The following is a 17531-nucleotide window of genomic DNA, read 5'->3' on the forward strand; positions in this document are numbered from 1 at the left end:
TTATTACCCTTAATTATACTTTAACTCATCAACCACATATTGTGGTACTTGTTCATAATAAGAAAAATGCATACTATACTGAGCTCTTCCCTGAGATATAGAACGCAAAACATTTATATAACCAAACATATTCGTAAGAGGTACGAAAGCAAGAATTATAGTGCTACTATTATGCGTTTCCATACTTGAAACTTGCCCCCTTCTGCTATTTACATCGCCCATGATATCGCCCATATACTCTTCAGGCGTAATGATTTCAACTTTCATTATAGGTTCTAACATTTTTGGACCAGCTTTATTTGCCATCTCTTTAAAAGCACCTTTAGCAGCAAGTTCAAAAGCTAAAGGACTAGAATCAACTTCGTGGAAAGCACCATCAATAAGGGTAGCCTTAAAATCAATAACCGGAAAACCAGAGATCATGCCTCCTTCTTTTATCAACTCTAAACCATTTTGTACACCAGGAATATATTCTTTTGGAATTGCACCACCTACAATTTTACTTTCAAATTGAAACCCAGAACCAGGCTCAAGAGGTTCAAATATAATCTTTACTTTTGCAAATTGGCCAGCACCGCCGGACTGTTTTTTATGAGTATAATCAATTTCAACAGATTTAGTGATAGTTTCACGATATGCAACTTGAGGCGCACCGACGTTAGCTTCAACGTTAAACTCGCGCTTCATTCTATCAACAATAATCTCAAGATGCAGCTCACCCATGCCTTTCAATATAGTCTGTCCACTCTCCGCATTTACTGACATTCTTAAAGAAGGATCTTCTGCAACCAATCTATTTAAAGCAACACCTAATTTTTCCTGATCTGAAGTAGTTTTAGGTTCCACAGCAATTTCAATAACAGGCTCAGGAAACTCCATACGCTCTAATAATATAGGAAAATCAGGTGAACATAAAGTGTCACCAGTAATTGTTCTCTTTAATCCAACTAAGGCAACTATATCGCCAACTTTAGCTTCGTTTATATCTTCTCTGTTATTTGCATGCATAAGCAGCATTCTGCCAATTCCTTCAGTCTCATTTTTTCCCGCATTTAACACAGCGGATTTGGATTTTAACTTACCGGAATAAATACGAATAAACGTCAAGCTGCCTACAAACTTATCCGTCATCACTTTAAACGCAAGAGCAACGAATTTCTCTTTTTCTGAAGGTTTGATCTCAATTTTCTTTTCTGAATCTTTAGGATCAGTTCCAACAATTACATCAACATCAATAGGAGAAGGTAAAAAGCCAACCACACCATCTAAAAGTGGTTGTACGCCTTTATTTTTAAAAGCTGATCCACATAATACAGGAACAAATTTTCCTTTGATGGTTCCATTTCTCACGCATTTTTTCAGTAAATCTACTGGCAGATCATTAGACTCAAAGTAAGTATTCATCGCTTCATCATCCATCTCAGCTGCAGCATCTAATAAAAGATTTCGATATTCTTGAGCCTTGTCAAGCAAATCAGAAGGAATATCTTCATAAGAAAATTTAGCACCCAACGTTTCTTCTTGCCATATAATGGCTTTCATAGAAATAAGGTCAATTATACCTTTAAAATCTTTCTCACTTCCTATTGGCAACTGAATGACTAAAGGTGCTGCACCAAGCTTCGTCTTTATCATATCAACACATTGATAAAAATTTGCCCCTATTCTATCCATCTTATTAACAAAGCAGATACGAGGAACGCTATATTTATCAGCTTGACGCCAAACTGTTTCAGATTGAGGTTCAACTCCAGCAACTCCATCAAATACAGCAACTGCACCATCCAAAACCCTTAAAGATCTCTCAACTTCAATAGTGAAATCAACGTGACCTGGAGTGTCTATTATATTGACCCTATGATCATTCCAAAAACATGTTGTTGCAGCAGATGTGATTGTAATACCACGCTCTTTTTCCTGCTCCATCCAATCCATAGAAGCTACCCCATCGTGCACTTCACCAATTCTATTTTGCTTACCAGTATAAAATAAAATACGCTCTGTTGTGGTAGTCTTACCAGCATCTATGTGAGCCATTATTCCTATATTTCTGTATTTAGATATCCCAATTTCCATATCACAATTAATTAGCTAACATTAAAAACGAAGATGAGAAAATGCCTTATTAGCCTCAGCCATTTTATATTTTTCTTCGCACATCTTAAACGCACCACCGCGTTTATTATAAGCATCCAGTATTTCAGATTGTAAACAATCAACAGTGGTTTTTCCACTCTTTTTTCGAGCAGCAGAAGTTGCTTTAGCAATCCACCTTAACGCTAAAGAAATCGCTCTATCTTGTCGAACTTCAACAGGCACTTGATAAGTTGCACCACCAACGCGTCGAGAACGCACTTCTATAGAAGGAGTAACATTTCCTACCGCTGTTTCAAAAATTGATAACCCACCTTCGCCTATTTTCTTTTCAGCTAAAGACAAAGCGTCATAGATAATCTTTTCTGCAGTAGATTTTTTACCACATTTCATGATTGTATTAATGAAACGCATCAGTAAAACACTGCCATAATGCGAATCAGGACTTATTTCTCTTTTTTTTGCTTTATTCCGACGAGCCATAAACTTTAACCAGATTTCTTTACACCATATTTTGAACGAGCTTTCTTTCGATTTTGCACACCACGCAGATCAAGGGCACCTCTTATTATGTGATAACGCACACCTGGCAAATCTTTAACCCGCCCACCACGTATCAAAACAACAGAATGCTCTTGTAAATTATGACCTTCACCAGGTATATAAGCTGTCACTTCACCATACCCACTAATTTTTACTCTGGCTACTTTACGGAGTGCTGAGTTAGGCTTCCTAGGAGTTGTAGTATACACCTTAGTGCAAACACCCCTCCTTTGAGGGTTGCTTTCTCCCAAAGCTGGTACCTTTTTCTTATGGGTCAATCCTAATCTACCTTTACGTATTAATTGATTTATCGTAGGCATATGTTATAAACTCAAGCTCATTAAAATAACTAAGTTTTTAGTTATAAAATAATAAACCTCAATAGTCAATATAAAAATAAACATTACTACTCTAATAATTAAGCTCAACTGCTTTGAAAGCCATCAGTAGACTTCTTGCACTACCTCCCAAGCCACAATTGTCATTCAGTAGAAACGAAAAACTTCCTTGACAAACTCCGCCAGCCCCCTTACTATGAAAATAAGGGTATTTATGACTCAAAACTTGTTTTTGACCTGCAGGTTCAATGACAAAATTCAATAAAAAACTTAGGGTATTTTTTAGCGAATTACATAAAATTATAGCGGCTGCATGTCTTTTAAATTTTTTCTACATTCAGCCAAATCGAGCTTATTTTAAGCGTTAGCACATTATTACAGCGCCAGTTTAAATTATTATAGGGTCAAAACTCGCACCATGAGGCTTCTTTTGCCTTTTTTTCGTATAGCACCGAACAGAAGAAATCTGTCAAACCAGGAAGAAACTCCTCAATTTAAGTTTTTAGTAGTTTTTAAGTATAGTTGTATAGGAAGCGCCTCTGAAGTTATAACCGAAATTTTCACTGGTGCCATAAGTACCCGTCGTTTAGCATGGTTTTGGGAGGAACGGTCAAATCATTGATGGAGTTTTTTAGGCTACCTCGGTTAGGAGATTGTATTATCTAACCGTTCCAAGCTGAAGCGTTTCCCTATTACAAATTATAATAAGGGAGTTACTATGAAAAAAGCAAAAAGTAAATTAGAGATCATGAATCCTGATGCAGCAGGAATAGATGTTGGTTCAGCTGTACATTATGTATGTGTACCAGAAGGAAGTGATGAACAGCGTATACAAAAATTTAGCTGCTTTACAGAGGATCTCCATAACATAGCAAAATGGCTGAAGAAATGTAAAGTTACTACAGTAGCCATGGAGTCAACAGGAGTATACTGGATTACTTTGTTCCAAGTACTTGAATCATATGGACTTGAAGTAAAGCTTGCAAATGCAAGACATGTAAAAAATGTACCTGGAAGAAAGTCAGATGTTCAGGATTGTCAATGGCTTCAACAACTACATAGTTATGGGTTAATCCAAGGATCATTTAGGCCAGATGATCAAATGTGTGTATTGCGTGGTTATGTTCGGCAACGTAAAAACTTAATTGAAAACGCTGCTAAACATATTAATCGCATGCAAAAGGTGTTAGTACAAATGAATATTCATTTACATAAAGTGACAAGCGATATTACTGGCGTCACAGGAATGCAAATTATTAAAGCAATAGTAGAAGGTGAAAGGAATCCTAAAAAACTAGCTGAATTCAGAAGTGTGAATATGAAGAATGATAAGGCTACTATAGCAAAAGCATTAACAGGCGATTATAGAGAAGAACATTTATTTGTATTAAAGCAAGAATATGAAGCATATAATTTTTTTCAAGAAAAAATAATTGAATGTGATAAAAGTATAGAGAACTATTACAAAGCATTAGAGACGAAGTCCGATGAGAGTAAAGAGTTAGGTAAGGAAAAAAATAAGTCTAGAAGAGGCAGACCAAATTTCACCCTGCGTGAGGAATTGTATCGTGTAACTGGTATAGATTTCACTAAAATTCCTGGATTTGATGTACTAACTGTACAAACCATTATTGCGGAAGTTGGCATTAATCATAATAAATGGCGATCAGAAAGGCATTTTACCTCATGGTTAGGGCTTAGCCCTGCTAATAAGATTACAGGAGAAAAAGTATTTTGAACAAAAACTCGTAAAGTTATTAATCGTGCTACGAATGCCTTGCGAATGGCTGCTTATGCTGTGGGAAATAGTAAAAGTGCATTGGGTGCATATTGTAGGAGATTAAAAAAACGGCTAGGAGCAATAAAAGCAATTACTTCTACAGCAAGAAAATTAGCATGCATCTTTTACCAAATGTTGAAATATGGACAAGAGTATGTGGAAAAAGGAATGAGCTATTACGAAACACGTTACAAAGAGAGAGTTGTAAAAAATTTAATCAAAAAAGCACAGGAATTTGGCTACATATTAGTTCAACAAGAAGCGCTAGTTAAGGGAGTTTCTTAGGAGAGGAAAATGGATAAGAGATTGTGAAAAGGGTTTAGCTTTTGGCCTATGATCTCTTTAAATGACAGAATTTCACTACAAAACTTAACTTTCTTCTATGCAATTAGCTAAGTCAAGAAAGGTGAATCTATCTCTTGTTGCAAACGCAAGATCGACCACTTTACAATATTGTTCTTTATTCCAACTGAGGTGCTCTGGTAAGTGTGGAATTGATAGATCTTCAAATATTTTTTGCAGGTATTTTGCAGGTAGTAAATTTTGCTTAATTAAATTGGAAATATTAGTCCATTCTTTACAAATAATCTCTTGGATTTTTTGCTGCATAATTTGCTTCTGTTCAAAAGTTCTTACAAATTCGATATTATCAAAGCACTGAGTTATACGTTTTACATCTAAAGTGGTCGGGTTGATAATCGGGTTTTGTATTGATAATATCTTTTCCTGCAAATTAGCCATGGTAATCGTCGTAACAGCAATTTTTTCGCCATGTAGTGAGGAATGATCTCTTGTTACCATTTCCATTGCGTGAGCTATCATATGCTCTCCTTGGCTTGCAGAATAGCTGCCTTTTGATATTACCATTCCAAGTCCTGAAATTAGTAGAACTTCCATAAGTAATAGGACCACTTTTCTACTTCTTTTAGTAAGCGCCGTATACTCTCTTAGCAAAACTTGCTCCAAATCGCGAACAAGTGTAAAAGGTAATTCATTGTATTCTGTGCCAAGCAACAAATGAGATAGTAGCCAGTCAGCCTGAACTGTCGAACGGCAAATGAAATCTGCAAATCCGCTTAATGTGAGGCACAGTGGTGCATTGGTAAGTATGTCTATATCTATATATATCGCTCTTGGAAGATGTGCTTTGAACGATTTTTTGTATCCATTTACTAATATTGAAGCATTTGCGGATGTATATCCATTCATGGAAGCAGCTGTTGGAAACGATATATAATCTTTTTTCTCGAGGTAGCTTGCATATTTGCAGATGTCGTTAACGGTGCCGCTACCAAATGCAACTATTAAGTCACTGTCTTTTGCTTTGTTTCTAACTAGATTTATGGTTTCAAGAGAGGCAAGTGAAAGATTAGTACCCATGGTTGGTGTCATTCCAGCGCGTAACGCTGATTTTTTTTCCTGGATCCCAGTCTCGGAGGACTGGGATGATAAAATGTAGGGAGCATCCGAAATGATATGAGGTTTTGCAAGAGGCCTAATGGTATTGCTCGGGATAATTAAGTGAGAAATTTTATTAAATACGTTTTTGTTTAAAAGTTTTGCTGTATTTTCATCTGCAACTAGAAAGATGTCATTTCCGTGTCGTGTACATATTTTATAGATATCATCAGCAAGGTGGTAATCTGTTATTACTTCCCTTAGAAAAGTTTGTTCGGCTTGATGTAATATTTGTTTTAAATAGTGCATAGAGTGTTTACAATATAGCAATATAAGTATTTTAAGATTGACATGAAAATTGACCCTGTAGAGCTAACTAAGAAATTGATCTCTTTTGAGAGTATAACACCAAGGGACGGCGGGGCAATAGAGCATATAGCAACAATCTTCAAGAAAAGTGGCTTTGACTGTGAGATTTTAGAATTTGGTGATGATGGAACTAAAGTTAAAAATCTTTATGCGAAATATATAAATGGAGTACCAAATTTGTGCTTTGCTGGGCATGTTGATGTTGTACCACCGGGTCAGTTAAAAGATTGGGCATTTGGTCCATTTAATCCAGAAGTTAGAGATGGAATGCTATATGGAAGAGGAGCATCTGATATGAAAAGCGGAATAGCTGCATTTATTGCTGCTATGGCAAATTTAATTGCAGAAAAGTTTCAATTTAATGGTTCGATAAGTGCATTGATTACCAGTGCTGAAGAAAGCACGGAAGAATATGGAACAAAGGCAGTTTTGGAATGGATGAAAAGTAAGCAAAAAAAGATAGATTTTTGTGTAGTTGCCGAACCAACCAGTAGTGAGAAATTAGGTGATACCATAAAAATAGGCAGAAGAGGTTCTGTAACATTTGAATTAATTTGCCATGGAAAACAAGGACACGTTGCCTACCCAGACCTAGCAGATAATCCAATATATAAGGTAATATCGATATTGAGTAAGGTAAAAAATACTACTTTTGATCATGGTAATAAATATTTTCAGCCTTCACATTGCGAAGTTACTACTATCGATGTTGGAAATAATACTAGCAATCTAATACCTAGTTCAGCAACTACACGTTTTAACATTCGATATAACGATACACAAACACCTGACGGCTTATATAAGCTGATTGATGAAATATGCTCCAGTGTAACTAACGATTATAAACTTTCTATGCATAGCAGCAGGGACGTTTTCCTCTCTACTCCTGATAGAAATACTGATATTATGCTTGATGCGATAAATAAAGTTACCAGTATTGATGCTGTGCTGAGCACAAGTGGTGGCACATCTGACGCTGCGTTTATCAAAGATGTTTGTCCAGTGATTGAATTTGGTATAATCAACAAAACCGCACATCAGATAAACGAATGCGTATTAGTAAATGATATATACAAATTAACAGCTATATATAAGGAATTTATAGAAAATTATTTCAATCTCACTAATAAAATATTGAATCAGGTCAACGTAGTTAGTAATATATCTAGTGGTCCATTGTTAGCTTAGATGTAATTAGATCTCTTGCATAACTGTTGTTTGAGTAACAACTAGTATCATTCCAGCGTGTGACGTTAGAATCCAAAAACTATGAGAGCTACAAAAACCACTTAACAAACTCCTCCAGTCCCCTTATCATGAAACTGAAGCTATTGTATTTGCTTTCGCCAATCTGCAGATTAAAAGGTAAGGCTTACTTAATGTATCGGCGTCTTATGTTTAATTTTTTGCAGTATATAAATACTGTATGTCTTTACAAAACTTCATCTACATCTAGATTTTTATCTAAATAAGCTGAACGCGCTTATAAAGCGTTACAAGACATCAAAAAATGCCAATACTCGACAGAGATAGTAAAAGACTAGCTAACTCGGAGATTCTTTGTCTTTTTTTCTGCTTAGTAAATTTCTTAAACATTTGCAGCGTAGGTTAGTTGCAATTAAAAGCAGCTGAATTTCGCTTGTCAAGCGTTTAAAACATAAAAAACGCCAATATTTTAAAGCGGATAATAACCCCAGGGTTTCTTTTGCCTTTTTTTTTATTTGGTAAATTTCTTAATATTTGTAGCTAGAGACTCTCATAGACCTGCTGCAAAAGGTGATTGAAAAAATAATGTGAGAGAAGTAGAAGAAGAATAAGCAGATTGAGTAAGGTAAAAAAATGAGCTTTAGTTACTATAACATGAAGAAACACCCAAGAAACTTTCGTAATATAACAGGTTTAACTATAGAGGAGTTCGAAAAGGTAGTGGAAAAAGTGAGGTCTGGGTGGGAAAGACTTGAAAAACAGAAAAAGTGCCATGGTAGAAGATCACAACTACCAACTCTAGAAGATAAGTTATTTTGCATAATTTTGTACTATCGCACTTACATAACACATAGATTTTTAGGGTGCCTGTTCAATGTGCACAACGCAAATGTATGTAGGTTACTGAAGAAAATAGAGCCATTACTTGCCAAAAAAGTTACTATAACAAAAGATAGAAGTATGACACCAGAAAAAATACTGAAGATTCTGACTGATGTTACAGAACAGCAAATACAGAGACCAGAAGATAGTAAAAAACGGAAGAAATCATATTCAGGAAAAAAAAGAACCAACACTATGAAAACTGAGATTGTTATCGAAGAAGGTGGAAGAATTTTATCAGTGTCAAAGTCATATCGTGGTAGAATTAATGATTTTCGCATAAGGAAACAAGAAAAATATTTACCAATCGATAGCATAAAATATGCCGATTCTGGATATCAAGGTTGGCAAAAATTGCAAAGCAATGTTATAATTCCATATAAAAAGTATCGTAAAAAGCCATTAACTCCAGAGCAGAAAGAGCATAATAGAAGATTAGCATCATTTAGAATGAGAGTAGAAAATAAGATCCGTGAGATAAAGATATTTAAGATTATGTCTCATGTTTACCGCAATTTTCAGAAAAAATACAACCTGAGGTTCAATATTATTGCTGGTATTGTGAATCTTAAGCACGCCTTTTAGTTAACCTTGATTTTAGTCGCCCTCCTTTCCTTCTTTTTATTGCTTGATTCTCAGCAGGTCTCATCTTTAGCGAGCTTCAAGGTAATTGGTTGCTATTTGCGAAAATATTTGCATAATTTAAGCAACATTAATTGATAAAAATTAACTATGGAGCTTAATAAGATTGCAGCATCGATTTTACTTTCTGGGCTAATCATTATGATAGTCAGCAACGTAGTTGATATGCTGTATAGTCCAGAGGAATATAAGATTGAACACCAAACGATAGTAGCTGCTGGTAACAATGAGTCCCAGCAAAAAATCGAGCAAGTGGCGCTCGATATTGGAGCGCTCATGCAGAATGCTAGCTTTGAAAAAGGCAAGTCAGCAGCGAAGAAATGTATAGCCTGCCATAGTTTTGAGAAAGGTGGAATGAATAAAGTAGGACCAAACTTATGGAACGTAGTTGGAAACAAAAAGGCTCATCTTGGTAACTCATTCAATTACTCAAAAGCAGTGCTTGAAAGAGGTGGAAAATGGGGGTATGAGGAGCTATTTGCTTTCTTAAAGAACCCAAAAGCCTATATAAAAGGTACGCGTATGGCATTTGCAGGTATTTCCAATCCACAAGAAATTGCAGATCTAGTTAGTTATTTGCGTCAATTGAGTGATAACCCGGTTACTTTGCCAAAGTAGTATGGATTATTGTAATGATGGAAATAATGGTCACATAGCATATCGAAAGCTACAAGGAAAGAAAGCTTCTGTAGTTTTTTTCGGTGGATTTGCATCTAATATGGATGGAACTAAAGCAACTGCTATTTACAAATTTTGCCAAGAAAACGATATAGCACTTGTGCTATTTGATTATTTTGGTCATGGTCATTCAAGTGGTGATTTTATTGATTACACGATAAGTGATTGGCAAGAAAATTGTGCTAAAGTGATAAGTGAATTAACTAGTGATAAACAAATAATTATAGGTTCAAGTATGGGAGGATGGCTGATGCTGCTCATTGCCCTTCAATTTCCAGAAAAAATTGCAGCATTAATCGGCATATCGTCTGCTCCTGATTTTACTGAAGATTTGATATTCAAGCAATTGTCAGGCAAGCAAAAAGAAGAACTAGGTTCTAAAGGTGTAATAGATTTTACTTCAGAGCATTGTACATACAAAATAACTAAAAATTTGATCGAAGATGGCAGAAAGAACCTTCTTTTAAACAGAGAAGCAATAGATATAAACTGTCCTGTGCGCTTATTGCATAGCATTAATGATAAAGATGTTCCTTATCAAACTTCATTGAATTTAGCTGAAAAAATTAAGTCAACCGATGTTGAAGTATACTTGATGAAATCAGCAGAGCACAACATGTCTGACAATCACTCACTGAAAGTTTTATTTAAGACCATTAGAGAATTTTTGCCAGCAAAAACATATAGGTAACCGTTCACAGATTTCCACTTAATTCTTCAATCTCACTAATAGAAAGGCCAGTAAACTTGACAATAGTGTTGACATCAACATTATTAGCCAGCATTGCTTTTGCGACTTCAATTTTCCCTTCAATTTTCCCTTTCTCTATACCTTTTTGTATACCTTTCTCTTCAGCAAGATCAAGTCTGTATTCAAGAATGGCTTCTTCTTTCCGTAGATCCATTATTCTTTCTTCGTAAGCTACTAAATCTTTTTCGTTCCAACGAAACTTGTCTAATTCATCATATGCTAGCTTTATTATTGGCGCTTTTTCTGCTATCTCTTTTAAGTCCTCTTTTGTTGTTTCTTCTGCGTATTTAAAAAAGAAACACCACCTTTCTACTATACAGTTTCTAACTGCTCTACTTTACTTTTTGAAAATTTGGGCAATTCTATAAAGATAAATTGAAAATCTTTTAAGTAATATCCGTTAGTTTTTATATCACGTATATTATGAGTAGAGATATAATCAACTTCTTCAGGAAGTAAGTTACAATTTGATATAGCAATAAAGAAGACTTTCTTTAAATAAATAGACCTGCTGCGAATCAAGCAATAAAAAGAAGGAAAGGAGGGTGACTAAAATCAAGGTTAACTAAAAGGCGTGCTTAAGATTCACAATACCAGCGATAATATTGAACCTCAGGTTGTATTTTTTCTGAAAATTGCGGTAAACATGAGACATAATCTTAAATATCTTTATCTCACGGATCTTATTTTCTACTCTCATTCTAAATGATGCTAATCTTCTATTATGCTCTTTCTGCTCTGGAGTTAATGGCTTTTTACGATACTTTTTATATGGAATTATAACATTGCTTTGCAATTTTTGCCAACCTTGATATCCAGAATCGGCATATTTTATGCTATCGATTGGTAAATATTTTTCTTGTTTCCTTATGCGAAAATCATTAATTCTACCACGATATGAATTTGACACTGATAAAATTCTTCCACCTTCTTCGATAACAATCTCAGTTTTCATAGTGTTGGTTCTTTTTTTTCCTGAATATGATTTCTTCCGTTTTTTACTATCTTCTGGTCTCTGTATTTGCTGTTCTGTAACATCAGCCAGAATCTTCAGTATTTTTTCTGGTGTCATACTTCTATCTTTTGTTATAGTAACTTTTTTGGCAAGTAATGGCTCTATTTTCTTCAGTAACCTACATACATTTGCGTTGTGAACATTGAACAGGCACCCTAAAAATCTATGTGTTATGTAAGTGCGATAGTACAAAATTACGCAAAATAACTTATCTTCTAGAGTTGGTAGTTGTGATCTTCTACCATGGCACTTTTTCTGTTTTTCAACTCTTTCCCACCCAGACCTAACTTTTTCCACTACCTTTTCGAACTCCTCTATAGTTAAACCTGTTATATTACGAAAGTTTCTTGGGTGTTTCTTCATGTTATAGTAACTAAAGCTCATTTTTTTACCTTACTCAATCTGCTTATTCTTCTTCTACTTCTCTCACATTATTTTTTCAATCACCTTTTGCAGCAGGTCTTATGATGTCATTCCAGTCTGGAATCTAGTTCTTATTGTACATTTACTTGGTGTAGAGTTAAGTTTTCTGGATCCCAGTGTCTGGGCACTGGGATGACACCCTCTTGGATGGAAACCAGTGTCAGCTACTTTCATGACACCATGACAACCGTCATCCCGCTGCTTGTTAGCGGGATCTAGAGATACCGCGGCGGTATGACGTCTCGCTTGCAACCTATAGCCTTGTCATTCCAGTGCTTGACACTGGAATCCAGAAAACTTAACTGCAAGTAAATGCATTGGATTTGGTGAGTGTAGGCTTTAGTTAAAATGAAACACTTGCGATCAAAAACTGGATTCCAGACTGGGATGACAGGAGAAGGTACTAGCCTGACAACCGTCATCCCGCTACGTGTTAGCGGATGAGATACTGCGGCGGTATGACGGTTCGTGGCGGGATGACGATAACCTCGTCATCCCGCTGCTTGTTAGCGGCTAAGAGATACCGCGGCGGTATGACGGTTAATTATTCTGCGGTGGCATGACGATAAGGTTCCAGTATCAGCTACTTGAATGACACAGTTTTTGCTTAAACCCTTAACGTTCGTACATTTTGCTAAAAGTTCAAATATCAACATCATGCACGTTGAGTGCATTGCTATTAATAAAATCACGGCGTGGTTCAACTATATCACCCATTAATATTGAAAATATGGAATCAGCTTCTTCACAATCTTTTATTTCAACCTTCAATAAAGTTCTAGCCTCAGGATTTAACGTAGTATCCCATAGCTGATCAGCATTCATTTCACCAAGACCTTTAAATCTCTGCAGAGTTAAACCTTTTTTACCATAGTCCATTATTATTTTTGCAAGCGTACTTGGAGAAGTGATTTTTATTTCAGTTTCTTGTGACTTTAAAAATGAATCACCATTAAATAAATTACTTATACCATCAAGCAAACTTAATATGTTTTGCATATCTTTACCTTCAAGCATACTAAATGCAAATATATATTTGTCTGCCAATCCTTGAAATAATTTAGAGATGTGAATTTCTTTTTCTTCATCTTTTATTTCTACTTCCCAAGTATATTCACTGTACATTAATTTTAAATACTTTAATATCTCATCAGCCGATGATAGAGCATTCTTTTTGCTTAAAATTAGCAATGACTCTAAGAGATTTTGTGGTATTTCTCTATCATAATTTTTGCTAATATTAGAAATGCTAACGCATTTATTCAAAATAAGGCGCAAGTCGTTAAATTCTGTAGCTGTACCACTTAGTGTTAATCTTTTAACTGCTGAGTTTATTATATACTCTTCAAAAGTTTCGTTATCTTTAATATAAGTGTCTTTAGCATTCTTTGTAACTTTATAAAGGGGTGGCTGTGCTATGTATAAGTAGCCTTTTTCAATAACTTCACGCATATGTCTAAAAAAGAAAGTTAGAATCAAAGTTCTTATATGTGAACCATCAACATCTGCATCTGTCATGATGATAATTTTATGATATCTAGCTTTTTCAATATTGAAGTGTTCACTCCCTATTCCAGCACCAATTGCAGTAATTAAAGAGCCTATTTCTACAGATGAAAAAATACGATCTAAACTTACACGTTCTACGTTTAGAATTTTTCCTCTTAATGCAAGCACTGCTTGTGTTTTACGATTACGCCCCTGCTTTGCAGTACCACCTGCTGAATTACCCTCTACTATAAATAATTCCGATAACTCAGGGGCTTTTTCCTGGCAATCAGCAAGCTTTCCTGGCAGAGTTGCAATATCAATATTGTTTTTGCTTTTAACTAACTCTCGTGCTTTTCTTGCGGCTTCTCTTCCTTTTGCTGATCTGATTGCTCTTTCTACTATACTTGCTGCCAATTTGGGATCAGTTTCAAGGATTGTGCTCAATTTATCAGAAACTATGCTCTCCACAACTGTACGCGCTTCAGAACTAACTAGTTTATCTTTTGTTTGTGAAGAAAACTTAGGATCAGGCATCTTGAGAGATAAAACACAAGTTAAACCTTCTCTAACATCCTCTCCAGTTAAATTTACTTTTGCTTTCTTTAAAAACCCTTCATTAGTTGCATAGTTATTGATACATCTGGTTAAAGCGGATCTAAATCCTGCCAAATGCGTACCACCATCTCGTTGCCTTATATTATTCGTGAAGCATAACATATGTTCATAGTAGGAATCATTCCATTCCATCGATATTTCCAAGCTGATGCCAAGATCTTCTGCATCTCCTTTCATACTGGCAATTTTAGTTACATGTGTCTTATTCTTATCTAAGTACCGCACAAAATTCGCTGTACCAAAATTGTCTTTAGATTGATTGCTCTGATTGAAATGAGATTCTGTATATGGTTCATTGCGCAGATCACGTAAAGTAATGTCGATATTTGAATTTAAAAATGCTAATTCTCTTATACGACTTTCAAGCGTTGAGTAACTGAAATTAATGCCATTAAAAGTCTCTGTTGATGGCATGAATGTGACTTTAGTTCCTCTTTTGTTTGTATTTTCGTTGACTACCTTTAAAGGTTCAATAGACTCACCATCTTCAAAGCGCATAAAGTGTTCTTTCTTATTGCGCCAAATAGTTAATTCCAACCAGCTTGATAATGCATTCACAACTGAGATTCCAACACCATGTAATCCCCCAGAAACTTTATAGGTATTACTGTCAAATTTACCACCAGCATGGAGTTGAGTCATTATTACCTCTGCTGCTGATATTCCTTCTTCTTCATGAAGGTCAGTTGGAATGCCACGACCATTATCAGTTACAGATACTGAACCATCTTTATTTATGCTAACTTCAATTTTATCACAATATCCAGCTAAAGATTCATCTATTGCGTTGTCAACAACCTCATATACCATGTGGTGCAAGCCAGATCCATCGTCAGTGTCACCAATGTACATACCTGGACGTTTCCTTACAGCATCAAGACCCCTTAAGATTTTTATTGCATCGGCATTATAACTATTTTCCATTAGATTGCTTCATTTATACACGTTAATTGATGTTACATTCAGATATACTAGTTAGCAACATTTTTAAACTGATAACCCATGTTAAAAGCACAACTTTACGAATGCTTATTTTTGAAGACAGCAAATAGTGTCATTCCAATGCGTCTTCCCGGTGGAGATTAAATTATAATGCTCATGCAGTTGCGTGCTCGACTAATTAACAGAAAAATCTATAATTCAGTTTACGTATTTTCTTATCTCAGCCAAAATCTTATCAGATTGACTTTCGTCTGAATTTAAATCAGCTGCAAAGTGTGTAACATATTTTCCTCCAGGGCCAATAAGATATATTATCGAAGAATGGTTGATTTCTTCTTCTCCGTCTACTTTGCTTGCATATACTTTATATTTCGCAACTACTTCGTCTATTTTTTCTCTTTCACCAGTTAACATTTGTATTCTATGGTCAAATTTCTGCTGAAATTCTTTAAGTCTTTCCGTGCTATCGCGCTCAGGATCAACTGTGATGAAGAATGTTTGTAGCTTGTTGTTAGTTTTCTCATCTAACTTTGCAAGTGTTTCTGAAATTATCCCAAGGTTCATAGGACAAATTCTTTTACATGAGGAAAATCCAAAGAAAATCATCATGTATTTATCTTTAAAATCACTACTGCGCAGAATCTGTCCGTCCTGATTAATTAAAGAAAAATCTCCGCCTATCTTAACTTCCGCGTTGTGAATCGCTGCTGGGGCAAATATGCCTTTTTTAGTGAAATAACAATAACCTAAAAAAACAACTGCTAATGCTGCTAGCACATTAGATAACAATCTTATAAACCTTACCATTAGAATGCTCTCAGTAAAATCAAATTGTATCTTTATTGGTTAACCTATTCAATATATTTATCCCAAAGTGTATTGTTAATTTTGTCTAACAGTTTCTTATGTTCATCAATTTCTTCACTATTTGGTGAATGTTCTCTGGGAGTTAGATTACGCACTTTATGCTGAACGAATGTAGAGTTACTGTCCTGATTGCATTCATTATCAAACAGAAAGGTTTGTAACCCTCCTGTAAGTTCAACATATACCTTTGCAAGCAATTGAGCATCAACTAGTGCTCCGTGCAATTCTCTATTCTCTAGCGATATATCAAAACGCTTACATAATGCATTCAAAGAAGCAGGTGATCCTACGAATTTTTTCCTCGCAAGAGGTAATGTATCTAGCACTCTATCTGAGGAAATTAACCCAGCATTCAGTTTGCTTAACTCCATGTTAAGGAACTTAACATCGAATTCAGCGTTGTGAATTACCAAAATATCATTAGATATAAAGTCAAGAAATTCAAGTGCAACATCTGAAAATAATGGTTTATCTTCTAAAAATTCTTCACTAATACCGTGAATCTTAAACGAGTGATAAGGTATATCTCTTTCTGGGTTAAGGTACCGATGGAGCACTTTACCTGTTGGAATACGATTAATTAATTCCACACACCCTATTTCAATAATTCGATGACCAGATCCAGTGTCAAGACCTGTCGTTTCAGTGTCAAGTACTATTTCGCGCAGCTTGCTTTCCATGGTTAACTCTAAATAAAACTAATCTTACTTGTCATTTGTCTTATCGTTATTTGTCTTTTTATAGTTAATAGAAACAAGCAACCAGCTTGGGTCTGATGAATTAACATTTTTTTTGAATTGCCATACATCCTCAACTTTATTAATGGTGGATGCACTACCTGATATTATATTTTCTGAGCTATCTTTAATAAAGTTAATTTGCTCTGAAAGGAAATATACTGCAATAAACACTACATTTTTTACTAGCTTTATTTCTAAAATCTTTTTTGAAACGACAGAAACAATTATAGATTCGTACACCTCTTTACGATGTTTAATCTTCTCTACGAAGTTGTTGTATAAATCTTTATCCAAGAGAGATTTTAACTGGAACAGATTTCCTTGATTGAAATATTTTATTATTAATTCAAAAGCTATGCTTGAACCTTCTATAAAGTGGGAAATAGAAAAATCTTTGTTTTTTTTTAATATTTGTTCATAAGTAACTTTTATTGAATTTTCATCGTTGCTATCAATGTAATCCTCAATGTTTTCTACTACATCTTCTTTACTTCGGCTTACATCCAACACACTAGTTAGCTTTTTTAGATTGAGATTGGCTGACCTTCCTAAAGAATTATACAAACGTGAAAAAATGAACGCCGCTAATAAAGTATATATTACAAGCTCTATCATAGTAAATCAACTCCTTGGCATATAAAGTATCCGAACATTATTAATTATTAATGAAAATATGTTTTTCATATCAACTTATAATCAGGTTTGCTATTCGTTTATAAATGAATATATTATATAAGAAAGTATTAAATATCTCAAC

At 35.0% G+C, this 17531-nt stretch carries 13 protein-coding genes and 2 pseudogenes; 5 read left to right on the top strand and 10 right to left on the bottom strand.

From position 1 onward, the window contains the following. Window positions 1-9: 9 nt before the first annotated feature. Genes fusA through rpsL form a run of 3 tightly spaced genes read right to left on the bottom strand, consistent with a single transcriptional unit; the run spans window position 10 to window position 2957 of the window. Window positions 10-2076, bottom strand: a complete 2067-nt coding sequence (fusA, locus tag AAGD69_RS04610; RefSeq protein ID WP_341811810.1) for an elongation factor G — start codon at window positions 2074-2076, stop codon at window positions 10-12. A gap of 21 nt (window positions 2077-2097) precedes the next feature. After that, window positions 2098-2577: a 30S ribosomal protein S7 gene (gene rpsG, locus AAGD69_RS04615; protein ID WP_341811811.1), complete on the bottom strand. Its 480-nt coding sequence runs from the start codon at window positions 2575-2577 to the stop codon at window positions 2098-2100. A 5-nt stretch (window positions 2578-2582) separates the two neighbouring features. Next, on the bottom strand, window positions 2583-2957 hold the full coding sequence (gene rpsL / locus AAGD69_RS04620) for a 30S ribosomal protein S12 (RefSeq protein WP_006279787.1): 375 nt from the start codon (window positions 2955-2957) through the stop codon (window positions 2583-2585). Window positions 2958-3693: 736 nt separating this feature from the next. On the opposite strand from rpsL, the pseudogene AAGD69_RS04625 reads away from it, so the two are divergent. Further along, window positions 3694-5040: pseudogene (locus tag AAGD69_RS04625) on the top strand (IS110 family transposase). Window positions 5041-5124: 84 nt separating this feature from the next. Here AAGD69_RS04625 and AAGD69_RS04630 read toward each other — a convergent pair. Beyond that, on the bottom strand, window positions 5125-6462 hold the full coding sequence (locus AAGD69_RS04630) for an iron-containing alcohol dehydrogenase (RefSeq protein WP_341811812.1): 1338 nt from the start codon (window positions 6460-6462) through the stop codon (window positions 5125-5127). A gap of 42 nt (window positions 6463-6504) precedes the next feature. Between AAGD69_RS04630 and dapE the strand changes: the two genes are divergently transcribed. The 4 genes from dapE to AAGD69_RS04650 all read left to right on the top strand — a co-directional run bounded on the left by dapE (window position 6505) and on the right by AAGD69_RS04650 (window position 10621). Next, window positions 6505-7710 carry a succinyl-diaminopimelate desuccinylase gene (gene dapE / locus AAGD69_RS04635; RefSeq protein WP_341811813.1) on the top strand — a complete coding sequence of 402 codons (1206 nt, stop codon included), beginning with the start codon at window positions 6505-6507 and terminating at the stop codon, window positions 7708-7710. Between the two features lie 672 nt (window positions 7711-8382). Then, entirely contained in the window at window positions 8383-9195 is an 813-nt protein-coding gene (locus AAGD69_RS04640; RefSeq protein ID WP_410529823.1) for a transposase family protein, read from the top strand. 147 nt (window positions 9196-9342) lie between these two features. Beyond that, window positions 9343-9870, top strand: coding sequence for a cytochrome c family protein (locus AAGD69_RS04645; protein WP_341811815.1), 528 nt, complete (start codon window positions 9343-9345; stop codon window positions 9868-9870). A 1-nt stretch (window position 9871) separates the two neighbouring features. Beyond that, entirely contained in the window at window positions 9872-10621 is a 750-nt protein-coding gene (locus AAGD69_RS04650) for an alpha/beta hydrolase (RefSeq protein ID WP_264735522.1), read from the top strand. A 4-nt stretch (window positions 10622-10625) separates the two neighbouring features. Here AAGD69_RS04650 and AAGD69_RS04655 read toward each other — a convergent pair. The 6 genes and pseudogenes from AAGD69_RS04655 to AAGD69_RS04680 all read right to left on the bottom strand — a co-directional run. Continuing rightward, a pseudogene (locus AAGD69_RS04655) lies at window positions 10626-11185 on the bottom strand (Rpn family recombination-promoting nuclease/putative transposase); the annotation flags it as partial. Window positions 11186-11246: 61 nt separating this feature from the next. After that, window positions 11247-12059 (bottom strand): transposase family protein, encoded by an 813-nt coding sequence (locus AAGD69_RS04660; RefSeq protein WP_410529814.1) that lies wholly within the window; start codon window positions 12057-12059, stop codon window positions 11247-11249. A gap of 702 nt (window positions 12060-12761) precedes the next feature. Next, window positions 12762-15149 carry a DNA topoisomerase (ATP-hydrolyzing) subunit B gene (gyrB, locus tag AAGD69_RS04665; RefSeq protein ID WP_341811816.1) on the bottom strand — a complete coding sequence of 796 codons (2388 nt, stop codon included), beginning with the start codon at window positions 15147-15149 and terminating at the stop codon, window positions 12762-12764. A gap of 216 nt (window positions 15150-15365) precedes the next feature. After that, entirely contained in the window at window positions 15366-15974 is a 609-nt protein-coding gene (locus tag AAGD69_RS04670) for an SCO family protein (RefSeq protein ID WP_341811817.1), read from the bottom strand. Between the two features lie 44 nt (window positions 15975-16018). Beyond that, complete coding sequence (gene dnaQ, locus AAGD69_RS04675) at window positions 16019-16714, bottom strand: DNA polymerase III subunit epsilon (protein ID WP_253309507.1); 696 nt, start codon at window positions 16712-16714, stop codon at window positions 16019-16021. A 24-nt stretch (window positions 16715-16738) separates the two neighbouring features. Then, a complete protein-coding gene (locus AAGD69_RS04680) occupies window positions 16739-17389 on the bottom strand; it encodes a Tim44/TimA family putative adaptor protein (RefSeq protein WP_341811818.1) in 651 nt (216 codons plus the stop codon). Window positions 17390-17531 lie beyond the last annotated feature (142 nt).

Origin of the sequence: Wolbachia endosymbiont (group A) of Conops quadrifasciatus, from assembly GCF_964027015.1 — a bacterium.
Classification (GTDB): Bacteria; Pseudomonadota; Alphaproteobacteria; order Rickettsiales; family Anaplasmataceae; genus Wolbachia.